The organism is Uliginosibacterium sangjuense (assembly GCF_059132465.1).
This window is the reverse complement of sequence record NZ_CP101132.1, coordinates 2,154,019-2,171,552: the sequence shown is the minus strand read 5'-3', so window position 1 is coordinate 2,171,552 and position 17,534 is coordinate 2,154,019. Positions and strand designations below refer to the sequence as shown.

Here is a 17,534-nt window from a genome sequence, read left to right as displayed (position 1 = left end):
TCAGGCGCAGGAGTTTAGCTGCATTCTCCTGGCATGCAGCCCTGCGGACTCAACTGCTAGGGGCTGCGTCCAGGGCCTGGTAGCGTTCGATCACCGCACGCGCGTTGAACAGCAGGCGGTCCGGCCCGAGTTGCTCGGCCAGGCCCGCACTGCGCACCACCTCCAACACGGCGGGATTCAGCGCAGCCAGCCACAGCGTGCGCCCGCTCTCCTGCATGCGCTTGTCACCCTCGATAAGCATCTGCAGCGCCGAGTACTCGATATCCGGCACCCGGCTCATGTCCAGCGCCACCACGCGCGGGTCGTGCCGGATCACCAGTTCCTGGAGCTGCGCTGCGATGTTCTGCGCGTTGACGAAGTAGATGCGCCCCACCGGACGCAGGATCAGCAGGCCGGGGAAAGTCTCGTCGTCAGGATTCTCAGGTGATACAGGGCGCAACACGTCGGCTCCGCGCTTGCGGCCGATGACCAGGACCGGCGGGTTGGCCGTCTGGCTGGCCAGCGCGATCAGCGACACGATGATGGCGATGACGATGCCATTGAGCGTACCGAACAGCAGCACCCCCAGGCAGGCCGCCACAGCCCAGCGGAACTCCATCACCCGTACCTTGCGGATCGACCTGAACTCGCCCGGCTGGATCAGTCCGACCGAGTAGACGATCACCACTGCGGCCAGCGTCGCATTGGGCAAGAGCCCCAGCACGGGCGCCAGCACCAGTATGGTGGCCAAGGCCAGCGCGGCCGTCACCAACGAAGCCTTCTGGGTCCGTCCGCCCGCCGCGCGCACCACCGCTGTCTGCGAGGTGCCACCACCACTGGGCATGGCGCCGAGCAGCGCGCCCCCGATGTTGGCCACGCCAGTGGCCAGCAACTCGCGGTTGGGATTGATGCGCGGGTCCGAACTGGCGGCGAAGGCGCGCCCGGCCGCAATGGTCTCGGTAAAGCTCATCAGTGCGATACCCAATGCGCCCGGCAGCAGCACGCCGATCATGTCGAGGTCCGGCAGGTGCAGGCTGGGCAGGCCCTGGGGAATGCTGCCGACGATGGACGTCCCCAACTCCTGCAGCCCCACGCCCCAGGACAGGAGGATGGCCAGCCCCATCGCCACCAGGGGCGGCGCGAACTGCGGCCACCAGCGTTCCATGGCGACCAGCACGAGCAGCGTCGCCAGTGCGACCGCCAGGGTCAGCAGCGAGGTCTGGGGCAGGTGTTGCAGCAGGCTGAACAGGTTGTGGAAGAAGCCGCTCTTCTCGATATGCAGGCCCAGCAGCTTGGGCATCTGGTCGAGCACGATCACCAGGCCGATGCCGGCCTTGAAGCCGGTCAGCACCGGCGCGGAGATGAAGCTGGCCACGAAGCCCAGGCGCAGCACCGAGGCCAGTATCAGGATGGCACCGACGAGCAGCCCCAGCGTGACCGCCGCCACCAGCAGGCGTGCCGGATCGCCATCCGGTACGGCCAATGCGAGATCTGCGCCGGTCAGGATGGCGATGGTCGTCGTCGAGCTGACACTGAGCACGCGCGAGGAGCCCAGCAGCGCATAGATCACCATCGGGACCAGGGCGGTGTACAGGCCCACGGCCACCGGCAAGCCGGCGACCGTGGCGTAGGCCATGGCCTTGGGCAGGATCACGGCAGCCGCCGTAAGCCCGGCCACCACGTCGAAGCGGAGTCCGGCCACGGATTGCCTATCGCTCATGCCCGGCATTCGCTCAGTAACGCTCGGTCACGTAGTTGTAAGGATACGGTGCCGACTCGTACTTCTTGCCCACCTTGCGCTTGGGCAGCTTCACCTTGTCCGTGGGCAGGTCTTCGTAGGGCACATGATCCAGAATATGGTGGATCACGTTCAGGCGCACCCGGCGCTTGTCCTCCGAACGGGCCACGTACCACGGAGCCCAGGCGGTGTCGGTGGCGGCGAACATGTCATCGCGCGCCTTGGTGTATTCGTCCCACAGGGTGAAGGACTTGATGTCCATGGGCGACAGCTTCCAGGTCTTGCGGCCGTCGTCGATACGGTCGAGCAGGCGTCGCTCCTGTTCCTCGGGGCTCACCTCCAACCAGTACTTCAGCACGATGATGCCGGACTCGATCATCGCGTGTTCGAACGCAGGCACCTGCTGCAGGAAGCGCTCAGTCTGCTCCGGCGTGCAGAAACCCATTACACGCTCCACACCGGCACGGTTGTACCAGCTACGGTCAAAGATCACGATCTCGCCGGCTGCCGGCAGGAACTGCACGTAGCGCTGCATGTACATCTGGGTCTTCTCGCGCTCATTGGGCGCCGGCAACGCCACGACGCGGAACACGCGCGGGCTCACACGCTCGGTCAGGGCCTTGATGGTGCCGCCCTTGCCGGCGCCGTCGCGCCCCTCGAACACGATGCAGACCTTGAGCCCCTTGGCGACCACCCAGCGCTGCAGCTTGACCAGCTCCACATGCAGCTTGCGCAGTTCTTTGAGGTAAGTCTTGTTGTTCAGTTCAGGCATCACTTCTTCGTGCTGCCCAGGTGCCGGATGTTCGGCTTTATTCTTTGCGCCCATGAGGTCTCCTAGCTGAGGGACGGCGCACTGGCGTGCGTCCGTCTCCACATCCTAATCGCATGCCTAGGGCAGCGCCAGCGGCACGCTACTGCGGATGTCCCAGGCTCAGGCGTACCAGGTCGGCCACCGAGTCCACCCCCAGCTTGTCCATCATGCGTGCCTTGTGCACCTCTACCGTGCGTGGGCTGATGCCCAGCTCTGCCGCAATGTCCCGATTGTGCTGGCCCGCGACAACGCGCTCCATGACTTCGCGCTCCCGCGGCGTCAGTTCGTCGAGCAGACTATGCAAATCGCGCCGATGACGCAGCTCGGCCAGCTTCTCGCATTGCAGCGCATAGGCCTCGGCAATGGCGGCCAGCAGACGCCCCTGGTCCAGCGGCTTTTCAAGGAAATCGAGCGCTCGCTGGCGGAAGGCCTCGCGCGCCGAGGCCACATCACCGTGGCCGGTCATGATGATCAGCGGCATCTCGCAACCCTGCTCAAGCAGGAGACGCTGCAGGCTCAAGCCATCGAGACCCGGCATGCGGATGTCGACCAGCAGGCAGCCCCGCCAGGCGGGTCGATAGGCCTGCAAAAAACTCTCCGCGTCGGCAAACACGGCCACCCGGTAGTCATGCACACCCAGCAACAAGGCCAGGGCGTCGCGCACCGAGGCGTCGTCGTCGACGATGAATACACTCAGGTTCTCGTTCATGTTGCGTGAGTCTCGTGGATCGGTAGTTCGAACTTGAAACGGCCGCGGGGCCCGATCTCTCCCCAGAGTTGCCCGCCATGCGTCTCGATGATGGCACGGCTAATCAGCAAGCCCAGGCCCATGCCGCTGGACTTGGAGGACTGGTACGCCTCGAACAGACGGGACGCGTCCTGTTCGCTCAGGCCGGGCCCACTGTCGTCCACCCAGACCAGCACCCGCCCTCCCGCACGCAACTCGGCACCGATCACGATCTCGCGCCGATGCGTGCCGTCGGCCGGCAGGCTGTCAACGGCCTCGATGGCGTTGCTCAAGAGATTGCGCAACACCACCTCGATCTGCAGCCGATCGGCCTGTACCTCGACACCGGGGATGCTGCCGGTGTGCAAGGTGATGGCACGCTGACTCAGCTTGTCGCGAAATGGCCGCAGCGCGTGCTCGATGATATCCGCCAGCGACAGTACCTCCAGGCGTGTGGCACCGGTGCGGAAGAAGTCTCGCAGCCGCCGCACCACCTCGCCGGTGCGCGCGGACTCGGTAAGCATGCCGCGGATGGCCAGCAGCAGGCGCTCACCGGCTTCACCACGATGCAGCAAGGTTTCACACGCCGAGGCGTAGGCCGCGAGCGCGGTCAGGGGCTGGTTGAGTTCGTGGGCCAGGGCGCCGGCCATCTCGCCTGCGGCAGCCAGGCGCAGGCTTTGTCGAAGCTCCTCGCTGGTACGCCGCTGCTCGTCCACCACGCAGCCGATGAAGAAGCCGATCAGTGCCATCGCGAAGGCCAGAATCTGCAATTCCGCGATGGTCACCGCGCTGTAGCCCAGCCACAGCACGGCCACGATCACGCCCGCCTGCATCACGCTGGCCGACAGAATGGCGCCGGCCATGCCCTGCCGCGTGGCGGCCCACACGATGGGCAGGAAGAGCAGGTAGAAGAGCTGGAACCCCGCATCCTTGCTGAAGCTGAATACCGCGAACAGGGTTACCAGGCTGAGCAACAGGTAGCCCAGGGACTCCCAGCGCAGCACTGCCGCCCGCAGCAGGAAGCGCCCGCGCTGAGTCGACAACCACCAGATCAGGGGCATCGCCACGGCTATGCCGACAGCATCTCCCACCCAGAAGCGCATGACTCCCTCGAGCCAGCCGTCGGCGGGCAACAGCCCCATCAGGCGCAGGCTGGAGAGGTAGACGAGGCTGTTGAGGAAGGTTCCCAGCGTGATGATGATCACCCAACGGAACAGTGAAGCGCGGTCGTCGATGAGCGTCACGCTCGACAGAATGCGCTGCAGCAGCGCGCCCAGCAGCAGGTAGCCCAGGGCCAGGATCAGGGCCGATCCCACGCTGATGACCCAGGACGAGGGGACGCCACGAAGTACCCATTCCCCCAAAAGGACGGCCATCACCACGGCGCAGGGAGCGATGGGTCCGCGTCGCAACAGATAGACCATGCCCAGCGCGGGGGCGGGATTCCAGGGCGTGATGTTCAGCCCGTGCAGGGGGTCGATGAAGCTCGCCGCGTCCAGCGCGACATACAGGGCGATGAAGGCGACAACACCGAGTCCGTCTTTGATCATCTTGAGCAGTGAAGGGCGAGACCCTTCGGGCACATGTGTCGCAGTCATTGTGGATCAGCCTGAACGCAGGGTCTTGGCAGGAGCGCGTAGTGGAATCCCGTAAGCGGGTCACTGATTTTCGCGCATTGCGGGCTCGCTATCTTGACGGCAAACGCATCCAAAGATCGTGTTCCATCACCATGTCCCTGTCTGCCGTCAGCACTGCCGAAATCGTTGCCGCCGCGCTGTTCCTAGTCGCGGTTCTGCACACGTTCTCGACCAACTTCTTCGCCCGCCTGGCGCACCGCCATCCGAGGCATTCCGGTCTGCTGCACCTGCTGGCCGAGGTCGAGGTGGTATTCGGATTCTGGGCCTTCGTGCTGATCGCTGCCCTCTTCCTGCTCAGTGGCATGCATGAGGCAGTCAGCTACCTGGAAGGACGCAACTTCACCGAACCGATGTTCGTGTTCGCGATCATGGTCATCGCCGCCAGCCGCCCCATCCTCAGCGCGGTGATTGCGACGACCCGCTGGTTGGCCGACCGGCTGCCCCTCACACCGGGGCAGAGCATGTTCTTCCTGTGCCTGTCGCTGGTGCCGCTGATGGGCTCCTTCATCACCGAGCCCGCCGCCATGACGCTGGCGGCACTGATGCTCAAGGACGGCTATTTCGTCCGCGAACGTTCTACCCGCCTCAAGTACGCCACGCTCGGGCTGCTCTTCGTCAACGTGTCGATCGGCGGCACCCTCACCCACTTTGCTGCGCCGCCCGTGCTGATGGTCGCCGCCAAATGGCAATGGGATGCCTGGTTCATGCTCAGCAACTTCGGCTGGAAGGCTGCCCTCGCCGTGCTCATCAACGCGGCGGCTCTGACTTGGTTGTTCCGCACTGAGCTGGCGTCGATCACCCCCTCGCGAAAGGGTGGCGATCGGCCGCCCTGCCCCTTGCCACTGACCCTGCTCCACCTCGTTTTCCTTGTCGGACTGGTCGTATTTGCTCACCACCCCGTGGTGTTCATGGGCATCTTCCTGCTTTTCCTCGGTCTGGCCGAGGCCTACCACGGGCATCAGGATCGCCTGATCCTGCGCGAGGGTCTGCTGGTGGCCTTCTTCCTGGCAGGCCTGGTGGTACTGGGGGGGCTCCAGCAATGGTGGCTGCAGGAGGCGCTGACCGGCGTGGAACCCACCGCGCTGTACTTCCTGGCGACCGCGCTGACGGCCGTGACCGACAACGCCGCACTGACCTACCTCGCCTCGCTGGTGCAAGGCGTCTCCCCCGAGTTCAAGTACGCCATCGTGGCCGGCGCGGTGACCGGCGGCGGCCTCACGGTGATCGCCAATGCGCCCAATCCGGCCGGCGTGGCGATCCTGAAGTCCGCATTCAAGGACGAATCGATCAATCCCTTCGCTCTGTTCGTGGCCGCCCTCGCGCCCACCTGCGTGGCGATCCTGGCCTTCCAGGTGCTGTGATGAAGCGCAGCAGCCATCCCTGCACCCTCCGCAACCGAGCTGCCGCAAGGGAGCCATCATGGGAAATCTGGCCAACATGATCCATTTGTCATCTACTTCGAGCCAGGGCACGCCTCATCCGCTGATCCTGATTGATGGCTCGGAAGAGGCGCAATGGTGCCTGCAGTACGCCCGGCGTCAGTTCCACGCGGGCGTCGCCAAAGAAGTCACGCTGGTGTGCGTCATCACCCCCGTGCGCAACTGGGAAGTCCTGAAGTTCCGCACGGAGGAAGAGGTACGGCAGCACTTCCAGGAACGCTCGGCGATCTTCCTGGCCGAGGCGACTGCGCTCCTGCAGGGCGATGGCATGCCCAACAGAAGCCTCATCCGGGAAGCTGACGACAGAGCCGCCTGCCTGTTGTCGCTGGCTGAAGAACACGCGTGCAGCGAGATCGTCCTGCCGCAGGAAGGTTGGCGTACCTGCTTGCCCAGCAGCCTGCAGCGACAGTTGCGCAACCGGGCACATGGCATCGCCATTGTGGCGGTGGACGCTGAAGGTGTAGCAACGAGGTAGTCCCGTCTTCCCTGGTGGGCTACTTTTCTTTGAGGCGGCGTACCCGCCTCTTTTTTTATCTGCCCGGGCTGCGCACCAGCAGGATCAGCGCCAGCAACACGGCAGCGGCCCCGACGATCTGCATGGGTCGGACGTACTCGCCCAGAAAGATTGCAGCCAGCACCATGGTCACCACTGGCTCGACGGTGGACAGCGTCGCCGCATCGGCCGCCCCCAGATAGCGCACGCCAATGAAGAAGCCCGCCATGGCGATCACGGTCGACACCAGCGCGATGGCCAGCACCGACGCCCAGGCCGACACGCTCACCGGAAACGCAGGGGCCTGCCACCACGTCAGCAAACCGAACACCACGGCGGCGGCCAGCATCACCACGGTGGCGGCCGCCAGGGGGTCCTCCTGCGCCAGCACGCGCTCACCGACCAGGATGTAGATCGAATAAATCAGCGCCGCCGAAATACCCAGCAGGATACCCAATGGCTGGCCACCGACATCTCCGCCGATGGTCAGTGCTGTACCTAGCAAGGCCGCCAGGATCAGGATCACGCGACGACGCGACAGGGCGCGGCGTGCCAGCAGCGCGCCCAGTACGGTCACGATGAAGGGATAGAGATACAGCAACAGCGCCACCAAGCCGGCCGAGGCGTACTTGAGCGCGGAGAAGAAGCTCAGCGATTGCCCCACGTAACCGACACCGCCCATCCCGGCCAGGATCACGGCATGGCGCGCGCCTGGCCAGCGCCGACGCCCCCAGGCCACGATGGCGCTCATGCAGAGGGCGGCAATCGCAAAGCGCAGGAACAGCACGGCGATCACCTCCGCGCCGTCGGCGTAGGCTTGTCGAGCGAAGATTGCCATCGCGCCAAAGGACGCCGCCGAAGCGAGTACCCAGGCCACGCCGACCCGTCTCAGGGTGTGTGTATCCACGATCAGCACCCGGGAGCGAGGCGTTTGCGCATCTCGACATGCGCCAGTCCGGCCTCCATGAAGACGGCCCCATGCTCGACAAAGCCGAGCTGGTGATAGAAACCGGCGGCCGATGTCTGGGCGTTGAGCACCACTTCGGCGTGCCCCCGCTGTGCGGCTTCGCGCATCAGGCAGCGCATCATGAGATTGCCCACGCCCAGCCCACGGGTGTCGGCCAGCACGGCGAGACGACCGATATGTCCGTCCGGCAACAAGCGTCCGGTGCCGACCACGCGCCCCGTGGCATCACGTGCCACGACGTGCAGACAGTGCGGATCAGCCGCATCGCGCTCCAGTTCTTCGGGCACGCCTTGCTCTTCGACGAATACCCGCTGGCGCACCGCCAGCGCCACCGCGCCCAGGGCAGACCACGTTCCGGCCTCCACCTGCACGCCTGTCTCATTGTCAGCCACGACTCACTCCAGAATCTCCACCGGTGTTCCGGCCGGCACCAGTTCAAACAGCTCCACAACTTCATCCACGCGCATGCGGATGCAGCCATGCGACAGAGGCACGCCCATCGGCTGGTCGTCGGGCGTGCCGTGGATGTAGATGTAACGGCGCATCGAGTCGACCAGGCCAAGCCGGTTGTAACCCGGTTCGCAGCCCGATAGCCACAGGATGCGGCCAAGAATCCAGTCTCGCCCAGGCTGTGTTGCAGCCAGTTCCGCGGTCCACCGTTCCCCTGTGGAACGCCGCCCCTTGAGGACAGCATGCGGCGCCAGGCCTGATCCGATACGTGCCCTCACGATGTGCCGACCACGCGGTGTGCACTCACTGCCGGACACCTCTCCGGCCCCCTTGAGTGCAGTCGACACCGGGTAGCGACGGATGCATGCGCCCGCAGACCACAGTTCAAGCATCTGGCGGGATAGCGACACCCGAAGCGAGAGTCCGCGCAAGGACATGCTCAAGTCGACAGCGTCCGATTGCGACGGGCCGCGAAGAATGAAGACAGCATTTCACCGCACTCTTGGTCGAGCAAGCCGCCTTCCACGCTGGTGTGGTGATTGAGGCGTGACTCTCCGAACAGATTGATGACGCTGCCGGACACCCCCGTCTTGGGGTCGCGGGCGCCGAACACTACGCGTGCGATGCGCGCATGCATGATCGCGCCGGCACACATAGCACAAGGCTCCAACGTGACGTACAGCGCGCAGCCCGGCAGGCGATAGTTGCCGATGCGCTGGGCGGCGTCGCGCAAGGCCATGATTTCGGCATGAGCGGTCGGGTCATGAGCCCGGATCGGCTGATTGAAGCCACGCCCCACGATTTCGCCATTGAGCACCACCACTGCGCCAACCGGCACCTCGTCAAGACTGCCCGCCTGGCGCGCCAGACTCAATGCTTCATGCATGAAGAACTCGTCCTGCTCACCGCTCATCCCGCCCACCTCGCTGCTCCATTTTCAGGGTGGCTGCGACCACCCCCACGACATTCTAGAGCCTGAGTGCCTGGCCGTGTTTCAACGGCTCACCTGCGCATGAAAAAGCCCGCAAGCACGAAGTGCCTGCGGGCTGCTGAGTGGCTGATTCGACCGCGCGAGGAAGTCGTCAGTGGGTAATCACGCCAGACGTCCCCACATCGTCCGCTGCGGCAACCGCGGCCGGCGCGGCAGCGGCATCCGCTTCCGGCAAAGGCTCCGGTTGACGCTCCAAGGTGTGCTCGAGGACGGTATCGAACCACTTCACCGGCACGATCTCGATCTTGTCCTTGATACCCGGCGGCAGTTCGCTGAGATCCTTGACGTTCTCTTCCGGAATCAGCGCCTTGCGAATGCCACCGCGCACCGCAGCCAGGAGCTTCTCCTTCAAACCACCGATGGGCAGCACCTCCCCACGCAGCGTGATCTCACCCGTCATTGCCACATCGGCCCGCACCGGGATGCCGGTCAGCACCGAGACCAGCGCCGAAGCGATGGCGATGCCAGCCGAAGGGCCGTCCTTGGGCGTCGCCGCCTCAGGCAAGTGGATGTGAATATCGCTCTTCTGGTAGAAATCTTCAGAGATGCCCAGTTGGCGAGCGCGTTTGCGCACGACGGACAGGGCGGCCTGGATCGACTCCTGCATCACCTCACCCAGCTTGCCAGTGGTCTTGATCGTACCCTTGCCCGGCAGCGAGACGGCTTCGATGGTCAGCAACTCGCCGCCCACCTCGGTCCACGCAAGACCAGTCACCTGACCAACCTGGTTCTCCTTCTCCGCCATGCCGAAGCTGTAGCGATGCACACCCAGGAACTTGTCCAGGTTCTTGGCATTCACCACGATCTTGCTGCTGCGCTTGCGCATGACCAGCGACTTCACGACCTTGCGGCAAATCTTCGACACCTCGCGCTCCAGCGAACGCACGCCGGCCTCACGGGTGTAGTAGCGGATGATGTCGCGCAGTGCGTCTTCGGTGACGGACAGCTCGTCACGCTTCACGCCGTTGTTCTTCATCTGCTTGGGCAGCAGGTAGCGCTGGGCGATGCTGACCTTCTCATCCTCGGTGTAACCCGAGAGACGGATGATCTCCATACGGTCCAGCAGCGGCGCCGGGATGTTCAGCGAGTTGGCGGTCGCCACGAACATGACTTCCGACAGGTCGTACTCGACCTCGACGTAGTGGTCGACGAAGGTGGAGTTCTGCTCTGGATCCAGCACCTCCAGCAGCGCCGAACTGGGATCGCCACGGAAGTCCTGCCCCATCTTGTCCACTTCGTCGAGCAGGAACAAGGGATTGCGCACCGCCACCTTGGTCATGTTCTGCAGGATCTTGCCCGGCATGGAACCGATGTAGGTCCGACGGTGACCACGAATCTCGGCCTCGTCACGCACGCCGCCCAGCGACATACGCACGAACTTGCGGTTCGTCGCCTTGGCGATGGACTGGCCGAGCGAGGTCTTGCCCACCCCTGGGGGGCCAACCAGGCACAGGATCGGCGCCTTCAGCTTGTCGACGCGCTGTTGCACTGCCAGATACTCAAGGATGCGCTCCTTGACCTTCTCCAGGCCAAAGTGATCCTTGTCGAGAATCTTCTGCGCATCACCGAGATCCTTGCTGATGCGCGACTTCTTCTTCCACGGCAGGTTGGTCAGCGTCTCGATGAAGTTGCGTACCACGGTGGCTTCGGCCGACATGGGCGACATCAGGCGCAGCTTCTTGAGCTCGGACTGGGCCTTCGCCAGTGCTTCCTTGGACATGCCGGAGGTGCTGATCTTCTTCTCGATCTCTTCGAGATCGGCACCATCCTCGCCTTCGCCCAGCTCCTTCTGGATCGCCTTGACCTGCTCGTTCAGGTAGTACTCGCGCTGGCTCTTCTCCATCTGGCGCTTGACTCGACCACGGATGCGCTTCTCGACCTGCAGGATGTCCAGCTCGGTTTCCAGTTGCGACAGCAGGCGCTCAAGACGTTGCCCGATATCGAACAACTCCAGCACTTCCTGCTTCTGCTCCAGCTTCAGCGGTAGGTGGGCAGCAATGGTATCCGCCAAGCGCCCGGCCTCGTCGATGCCCGCCAGCGAAGTCAGAATCTCCGGCGGAATCTTCTTGTTGAGCTTCACGTACTGGTCGAACTGGCTGATGATCGCGCGACGCATCGCCTCGATCTCGTGGGTGCCGAGCTCCTCACTGGGGATCGGCGTCACATTGGCCACGAACACGGTGCGCTGGTCTTCCACGCTTTCCACGCGCGCGCGCTGCGTCCCTTCCACCAGCACCTTCACGGTACCGTCAGGCAGCTTCAACATCTGCAGGATGTTGGCCACGCAACCAATCGAATAGAGATCTTCTGCCGTCGGCTCATCCTTGGCGGCGGACTTCTGCGCCACCAGCAGAATGCTCTTGCCGGATTCCATCGAGGTCTCGAGGGCCTTGATGGATTTCGGACGCCCAACAAACAGCGGGATGACCATGTGCGGGAACACCACCACGTCGCGCAAGGGCAACAGGGGGAGCTCGATGGTCTCGGGAGGGAGTTCAGGTTTGCTGGACATGTGATTTCCTTATGCTGGTACTTCCCCTAGCTGGGGCCATCCGCAAACAAATTCAAGCGGCGCATTGCGCGCCGCGCCAGACTGCTCAGACACTACTTGGACAGGGGGCGCTCAGTTCGAGCCCGACACCTTGGGTTGATCGGCGTAGATGAGGATAGGCTTGCCGCCCGACTCGATGGTGCTGTCATCCACCACCACCTTGGACACGTTCTCCATGCCGGGCAGCTCGTACATGATGTCGAGCAGCGCCGCCTCGATGATGGAGCGCAGGCCGCGGGCGCCGGTCTTGCGCTTGAGCGCCTTGCGCGCAATCGCCTGCAGGGCCGCGGGACGCACTTCGAGCTCCACACCCTCCATCGAGAAGAGCTTCTGGTATTGCTTGATCAACGCGTTCTTGGGCTCGATCAGGATCTCGATCAGCGCCTCGGCATCCAACTCATGCAGCGTGGCCACGACCGGCAGGCGACCAATGAACTCGGGGATCAGGCCGTACTTGATCAGATCCTCCGGTTCAGTCTGCAGCAGTGCCTCGGACACGCGCACTTCTTCCTTGCTGCGCACCTCGGCACCGAAGCCGATACCGACCTGTTCGGTGCGATTGCGGATGACCTTGTCCAGGCCATCGAAGGCGCCGCCGCAGATGAACAGGATGTTGGTGGTGTCGACCTGGACGAAATCCTGGTTCGGGTGCTTGCGCCCGCCTTGTGGCGGCACTGCGGCCACCGTGCCCTCGATGAGCTTCAGCAGCGCTTGCTGAACCCCCTCGCCAGACACGTCGCGGGTGATGGACGGGTTGTCGGATTTGCGCGAAATCTTGTCGATTTCGTCGATGTACACAATGCCTTGCTGCGCGCGCTCGACATCGTAGTCGCACTTCTGCAGCAGCTTCTGGATGATGTTCTCGACGTCCTCGCCGACGTAGCCGGCTTCGGTGAGCGTCGTCGCATCGGCCATCACGAAGGGCACATTCAGCAGACGGGCCAGGGTCTGGGCCAACAGCGTCTTGCCGGAACCAGTAGGACCGATCAAGAGGATATTGCTCTTGGCGAGTTCCACATCGTCGGCCGTCTTCGTCATGTGACGCAGACGCTTGTAGTGGTTGTACACCGCTACCGCGAGGATGCGTTTGGCGGCCCCCTGGCCAATCACGTACTGGTCGAGGATCTCGCCAATCTCGCGCGGCGTGGGCAGGTCGCCCTTGTCCAAGCGGCTGCCGGCGTCCGCGCCAATTTCATCGCGGATGATGTCGTTGCAGAGGTCGATGCACTCATCGCAGATGAACACTGACGGACCGGCGATCAGCTTGCGCACTTCATGCTGGCTCTTGCCACAGAAGGAGCAGTAGAGCAGTTTTTCACCGCTGGCAGGCTTTTTGTCACTCATCTTGTTCTGCTCTCTGGCTGGTTCGTACGGACTCGCAGGCTGGCTTGGCGGGAGACCGGTCAGGCGGCGTCAGAGCGGCTGACCAGCACCTTGTCTACCAAACCATAATTCATCGCTTCCTGCGCCGACATGAAATTATCACGGTCGGTGTCCTTTTCGATCCGATCTACAGGCTGACCCGTATGCAGGGCCAGCATGTCATTCAGCTTCGCACGCAGGGTCAGGATTTCGCGGGCGTGGATCTCGATGTCCGAGGCCTGGCCCTGGAAACCACCCAGGGGCTGGTGGATCATGATGCGTGAGTTAGGCAGGCAGAAACGCTTGCCCTTCTCACCTGCTGCGAGTAGGAACGCGCCCATGCTCGCGGCTTGGCCGATGCACAGCGTGCTGACGGCAGGCTTGATGAACTGCATGGTGTCGTAGATCGCCATGCCTGCCGTGACCGAGCCACCGGGGGAGTTGATGTAGAAGTAGATGTCCTTGTCCGGATTCTCGGACTCCAGGAACAGCAACTGCGCCACGATCAAGTTGGCGGTCACGTCATTGACGGGGCCGACCAGGAAGACCACGCGTTCCTTGAGCAGGCGCGAATAGATGTCGTAGGCGCGCTCGCCCCGGCCGCTCTGCTCGACAACCATGGGCACGAGGCCCAGCCCTTGCGGTTCCCAGTTCGTTTGCATCGTTGCTTGCTTCCTGTAGTGATTCATGTGGAGTCCGACGATCCGGTATTACTCAGATTCACTTCAAGCAGGATTCGTTCCCATCAGCGAATCGAAGGTGATCGGCGTGTCGCTCACCTTGGCGCGGGCCAGCACCCAGTCGATCACATTCTGCTCGACCACCATGTCCTGAACGTTCGACAGGTTTTCCGGCTTCGAGTAGTACCACTTGATGACCTGCTGCGGATCTTCGTAACTCTGCGCCATTTCCTCGATCTGTGCGCGCACCTGCTCGGGCTTGGCCTGCAGTTCATTCTTGTTGACGATTTCGGCAACGATCAGGCCAAGCTTGACCCGCTTGGTGGCCTGTTCCACAAACCAGCTCGGATCGACCGGCGGCAACTGCTTGGCATCCATGCCGCGCTGGACCATGTCCTGCTTGGCCATTTCGGCCATGCGCTGGGACTCGTTCTCGATCAATGCCTTGGGCAAATCGAAGTTGCCGGCGGCGATCAACGCATCGAAGGTCTGCTCGCGCACCTTGGCCTGGATGCGACGCTTCACTTCGCGCTCCAGATTGCTCTTGATCTCGGCGCGCATCTTGGCGACATCGCCATCGCCCACACCCAGGGCTTGCGCAAAAGTGGCATCCACTTCGGGCAGACGGGGCGCTTCCACCGACTTCACCTTGATTTCGAACTGCACGGTCTGGCCGGCCAGGTTCTTGGCGTGGTAGTCAGCCGGGAAGGTCAGGTCGAAGCTCTTGCTGTCGCCGGCATTGACACCCTTCAGCTGGGCATCGAAGTCGGGCAGCATCTGGCCGCCGCCAACCTGCACCGGGAAGTCGGTGGCCTGACCGCCTTCGAACAGCTCACCATCCTTGCGGCCGGCGAAGTCGATCACCACGCGATCGCCATCTTCCGACGGACGCTGTGCGGTTTCGAACACGGCGCGTTGCTTGCGCAACACGTCGACGGTGTGGTCGATCTCGGCCTCACCCACGACCAGTTGCGGACGCTCGATGGCTGCCGCCGAGAGGTCGCCGACCACGACTTCCGGATAAACCTCGAACACCGCGCTGAACTCAGCCACGCCTTCGGCTGCGTCGGCCTTGGGTTCGATGCGCGGATAGCCCGCCACGCGAAGGTTCTGCTCGCGAATCTTTTCACCGAAGGCGCGCTCGACGGCTTCGCCCATGGCTTCGGAGCGGACTTGCGGACCATAGGTCTGCTCGACCATCTTCATCGGCACCTTGCCGGGGCGGAAGCCAGGCATCTTCACGGTGCGTGCAAGGCGCTTCAGGCGAGCCTCGACATCCTTTTCCAGGTCGGCCAGCGGCACGGACATGTCGATACGGCGCTCCAGTGCGCCCAGCGTCACTTCATTGGTCTGCATGCAGAAATCCTCAGGTTGATAGGTGTGGGGTCCGGATAGAGCCTTGTTGCACCAGCGCGGGGCATAAACCGGACAAATCTCGACAGGCACGCAAGCCATCGAGACGAATGCGAAGCCCGCGATCTTACCACAAGGCTTCGGTGCGACTTCAGCCCCCGCCGCAGGCCTGAAAGGACGTTTCGTGGCACGCAATCTGCATTGCTGGGACAGGGACGGGAAAGCCCGGTCAACCCGCGGAATCAAACCGCGCGTTATGTGGTCAAACACAAGGCGTGTTTATCCAGGACCGATCGTCGCGTGCGCTCAAGCCGCATGGCGAGACCGCCGTTAGTCCCTGAACAAGTCGTACTGCCGCGCAGGCGGGCAGCGACACTGACAGAGAGGAGCAGCAAATGAGTATTTTCAGTGCCTATCAGTCACGTTTCGAAGCTGCCAAAGAGGAAGAGTACTCACTGCAGGAGTACCTCGAACTCTGCAAGACAGACCGTGCGGCCTACGCGACCGCGGCCGAGCGCATCCTGATGGCGATCGGCGAGCCGGAGATGATGGACACCCGGCTCGATCCGCGGCTATCGCGCATCTTCTCCAACAAGGTGATGAAGATCTATCCGGCCTTCCGTGAGTTCTACGGGATGGAGGAGGTCATCGAGAACATCGTCGCCTACTTCCGTCACGCCGCTCAGGGTTTGGAGGAAAAGAAACAGATCCTGTACCTGCTCGGCCCGGTGGGCGGCGGCAAGAGCTCGCTCGCCGAGAAGCTCAAGCAGCTCGTCGAACGCGTGCCCTTCTACGCAATCAAGGGCTCTCCGGTGCACGAATCGCCGCTGGGTTTGTTCGATCCCGCGGAAGACGGACACATCTTCGAGGATGACTACGGTATCCCGCGCCGCTACCTCAACACCATCATGTCGCCATGGGCAGTCAAGCGCCTGCACGAGTACAACGGTGACATCACCAAGTTCCGCGTCGTCAAGCTGCGCCCCTCGGCCCTGTCGCAGATCGCCGTGGCCAAGACCGAACCGGGTGACGAGAACAATCAGGACATCTCGTCCCTGACCGGCAAGATCGACATCCGCAAGCTGGAGCAGTTCTCGCAGAACGATCCGGATGCTTATTCCTATTCAGGCGGTTTATGCCTGGCCAACCGTGGGCTGCTGGAATTCGTCGAAATGTTCAAGGCGCCGATCAAGGTGTTGCACCCCTTGCTGACTGCCACCCAGGAAGGCAACTACAAGGGTACCGAGGGTTTCGGTGCGATTCCCTTCGACGGCGTGATCCTGGCGCACTCGAACGAATCCGAGTGGCAACAGTTCAAGAACAACAAGAACAACGAGGCCTTCCTGGACCGCATCTTCACGGTCAAGGTGCCCTACTGCCTGCGCGTATCGGACGAGATCCACATCTACGAGAAGCTGCTGCAGCACAGCTCGCTGTCGGATGCGTCCTGCGCCCCCGACACGCTCAAGATGCTGGCCCAGTTCGCCGTGCTCTCGCGCATGAAGGAGCCGGAAAATTCCAGCATCTTCAGCAAGATGCGCGTGTATGACGGCGAGAACCTCAAGGACACCGACCCCAAGGCCAAGAGCTACCAGGAGTATCGCGACTACGCCGGCGTCGACGAGGGCATGACCGGCCTCTCCACGCGCTTTGCCTTCAAGGTGCTGTCGCGCGTGTTCAACTTCGACCATCGTGAAGTGGCGGCCAACCCGGTTCACCTGATGTATGTGCTGGAGCAGCAGATCGAGCAGGAGCAATACCCGCCCGAGGTCGACCAGCGCTACACCGCCTACATCAAGGAATACCTCGCGCCGCGCTATGCCGAGTTCATCGGCAAGGAGATCCAGACGGCCTATCTGGAGAGCTACTCGGAGTACGGCCAGAACATCTTCGACCGTTACGTGACCTACGCCGACTTCTGGATCCAGGACCAGGAATATCGCGATCCGAACACCGGCGAAATCTTCGACCGCTCGGCGCTGAATGACGAACTGGAGAAGATTGAGAAGCCGGCCGGCATCAGCAATCCGAAGGACTTCCGCAACGAGGTGGTCAATTTCGTGCTGCGGGCGCGGGCCAAGAACAGCGGCAAGAACCCGGCCTGGACTTCGTACGAAAAGTTGCGTGCGGTCATCGAGAAGAAGATGTTCTCGAACACGGAAGACCTGCTGCCGGTGATCTCCTTCTCGCCCAAGGGCAGCGCGGACGAGCAGAAGAAGCACCAGGACTTCGTCAACCGCATGAAGGAAAAGGGCTATACCGAGAACCAGGTACGCCTGCTGTGCGACTGGTACCTGCGCGTCCGCAAATCCTCGTAATCGCCTCAAGCGGGGGCGTCCCGCCCCCGCTTCTTGCC

At 62.9% G+C, this 17,534-nt stretch carries 15 protein-coding genes; 3 read left to right on the top strand and 12 right to left on the bottom strand.

Features of this window, described 5'->3' with window-relative positions; genetic code table 11:
• Window positions 1-49: 49 nt before the first annotated feature.
• The 4 genes from NMB43_RS10100 to NMB43_RS10085 form a co-directional block, all read right to left on the bottom strand.
• Complete coding sequence (locus NMB43_RS10100) at window positions 50-1,699, bottom strand: SulP family inorganic anion transporter (protein WP_494352032.1); 1,650 nt, start codon at window positions 1,697-1,699, stop codon at window positions 50-52.
• Between the two features lie 13 nt (window positions 1,700-1,712).
• The gene (gene ppk2 / locus NMB43_RS10095; RefSeq protein WP_494352031.1) at window positions 1,713-2,489 is read right to left on the bottom strand and encodes a polyphosphate kinase 2; all 777 of its coding nucleotides are present in this window, start codon (window positions 2,487-2,489) and stop codon (window positions 1,713-1,715) included.
• Between the two features lie 139 nt (window positions 2,490-2,628).
• Complete coding sequence (locus NMB43_RS10090) at window positions 2,629-3,237, bottom strand: response regulator transcription factor (protein ID WP_494352030.1); 609 nt, start codon at window positions 3,235-3,237, stop codon at window positions 2,629-2,631.
• Complete coding sequence (locus NMB43_RS10085; protein WP_494352029.1) at window positions 3,234-4,805, bottom strand: sensor histidine kinase; 1,572 nt, start codon at window positions 4,803-4,805, stop codon at window positions 3,234-3,236. Before NMB43_RS10085 ends, NMB43_RS10090 begins: the two co-directional genes overlap by 4 nt.
• A gap of 179 nt (window positions 4,806-4,984) precedes the next feature.
• Between NMB43_RS10085 and NMB43_RS10080 the strand changes: the two genes are divergently transcribed.
• Complete coding sequence (locus tag NMB43_RS10080) at window positions 4,985-6,253, top strand: putative Na+/H+ antiporter (protein ID WP_494352028.1); 1,269 nt, start codon at window positions 4,985-4,987, stop codon at window positions 6,251-6,253.
• 58 nt (window positions 6,254-6,311) lie between these two features.
• Complete coding sequence (locus NMB43_RS10075; protein WP_494352027.1) at window positions 6,312-6,806, top strand: universal stress protein; 495 nt, start codon at window positions 6,312-6,314, stop codon at window positions 6,804-6,806.
• Window positions 6,807-6,861: 55 nt separating this feature from the next.
• Here the strand turns inward: NMB43_RS10075 and NMB43_RS10070 are convergent, their stop codons facing one another.
• The 8 genes from NMB43_RS10070 to tig form a co-directional block, all read right to left on the bottom strand.
• Entirely contained in the window at window positions 6,862-7,731 is an 870-nt protein-coding gene (locus NMB43_RS10070; RefSeq protein WP_494352026.1) for an EamA family transporter, read from the bottom strand.
• Between the two features lie 2 nt (window positions 7,732-7,733).
• Window positions 7,734-8,183: a GNAT family N-acetyltransferase gene (locus tag NMB43_RS10065; RefSeq protein ID WP_494352025.1), complete on the bottom strand. Its 450-nt coding sequence runs from the start codon at window positions 8,181-8,183 to the stop codon at window positions 7,734-7,736.
• Between the two features lie 3 nt (window positions 8,184-8,186).
• On the bottom strand, window positions 8,187-8,678 hold the full coding sequence (locus NMB43_RS10060; protein ID WP_494352024.1) for a L,D-transpeptidase family protein: 492 nt from the start codon (window positions 8,676-8,678) through the stop codon (window positions 8,187-8,189).
• 2 nt (window positions 8,679-8,680) lie between these two features.
• Complete coding sequence (tadA, locus tag NMB43_RS10055) at window positions 8,681-9,154, bottom strand: tRNA adenosine(34) deaminase TadA (RefSeq protein WP_494352023.1); 474 nt, start codon at window positions 9,152-9,154, stop codon at window positions 8,681-8,683.
• Window positions 9,155-9,323: 169 nt separating this feature from the next.
• On the bottom strand, window positions 9,324-11,744 hold the full coding sequence (gene lon, locus NMB43_RS10050; RefSeq protein WP_494352022.1) for an endopeptidase La: 2,421 nt from the start codon (window positions 11,742-11,744) through the stop codon (window positions 9,324-9,326).
• Between the two features lie 111 nt (window positions 11,745-11,855).
• Window positions 11,856-13,127: an ATP-dependent Clp protease ATP-binding subunit ClpX gene (gene clpX, locus NMB43_RS10045; protein ID WP_494352021.1), complete on the bottom strand. Its 1,272-nt coding sequence runs from the start codon at window positions 13,125-13,127 to the stop codon at window positions 11,856-11,858.
• Window positions 13,128-13,186: 59 nt separating this feature from the next.
• Window positions 13,187-13,807 (bottom strand): ATP-dependent Clp endopeptidase proteolytic subunit ClpP, encoded by a 621-nt coding sequence (gene clpP, locus NMB43_RS10040; RefSeq protein ID WP_494352020.1) that lies wholly within the window; start codon window positions 13,805-13,807, stop codon window positions 13,187-13,189.
• Window positions 13,808-13,870: 63 nt separating this feature from the next.
• A complete protein-coding gene (tig, locus tag NMB43_RS10035; protein ID WP_494352019.1) occupies window positions 13,871-15,181 on the bottom strand; it encodes a trigger factor in 1,311 nt (436 codons plus the stop codon).
• 392 nt (window positions 15,182-15,573) lie between these two features.
• On the opposite strand from tig, the gene NMB43_RS10030 reads away from it, so the two are divergent.
• On the top strand, window positions 15,574-17,496 hold the full coding sequence (locus NMB43_RS10030; RefSeq protein ID WP_494352018.1) for a PrkA family serine protein kinase: 1,923 nt from the start codon (window positions 15,574-15,576) through the stop codon (window positions 17,494-17,496).
• Window positions 17,497-17,534: the final 38 nt, after the last annotated feature.